General features: G+C 68.5%; 2 protein-coding genes. Both read left to right on the top strand.

Annotated elements, in window-relative coordinates; translation table 11 throughout:
* Positions 1-23: 23 nt before the first annotated feature.
* On the top strand, positions 24-425 hold the full coding sequence (gene tnpA, locus F6Q13_RS18835) for an IS200/IS605 family transposase (protein WP_293059765.1): 402 nt from the start codon (positions 24-26) through the stop codon (positions 423-425).
* Positions 425-699 (top strand): helix-turn-helix domain-containing protein (locus F6Q13_RS18830; protein ID WP_293059762.1); only part of this gene is annotated, 275 nt, incomplete at its 3' end. The genes tnpA and F6Q13_RS18830, both read left to right, overlap by 1 nt.

Here is a 699-nt window from a genome sequence, read left to right as displayed (position 1 = left end):
TGTCGTTTCGTAAGCTGCGTGGCATGTCGGAGCGCCGGTTTCGCCGCACGCCGGGAGGGGTGTGCTCGCTGGGGCTGCACGGGGTGTGGTGCCTGAAGGACCGGCGTCGGATTCTGGGCGGGCGGGTGGCCGGCCGCTGCGGGGAGCTGCTGGGCCAGGTCGCCGGGGAGCACGGTTGGGAGATCGTGGCCAGCGAGGTCATGCCCGATCACGTGCACCTGTTCGTTCGCCCGACCGACGCGCCAGCGTCGGTGGTACGGGCGGTCAAGGGCCGCACCGCGCGGGTGCTGCGGCAAGAGTTTCTGTACCTGCGCCGGTTTGCGAAGGTGTTGTGGTCGCCGTCGTATTTCGTCGCCTCGGTCGGCTACGTCTCGGAGTCGAGGGTGCGCCGCTACATCGAACACCAATGGGACGCGGTGGCCTGATGCGGCGCGCCTACGTGTTCCGGTTACGCCCGACCGCACGCCAGCATGTCGCGTTGGCGGCGTGTGTGGATGCGCACCGCGAGCTCTACAACGCGGCATTGCAGGAGCGTCGGGATGCCTGGTCGCACGGCAAGGCCCGGATCTTCTACGGGGATCAGTCAGCGCAGCTGACCGAGATCCGCGCGGTGCGCCCGGATCAGGCGGTGTGGTCGTTTTCCAGTCAGCAGGCCACGCTGCGGCGCTTGAACAAGGCGTTCGACGGGTTCTTCCGCCG

Origin of the sequence: Mycobacterium sp. (genome assembly GCF_008709575.1) — a bacterium.
GTDB lineage: Bacteria > Actinomycetota > Actinomycetes > Mycobacteriales > Mycobacteriaceae > Mycobacterium.
The sequence above is the reverse complement of the archived record's forward strand: the minus strand, read 5'-3'. Positions and strand labels throughout refer to the sequence as shown.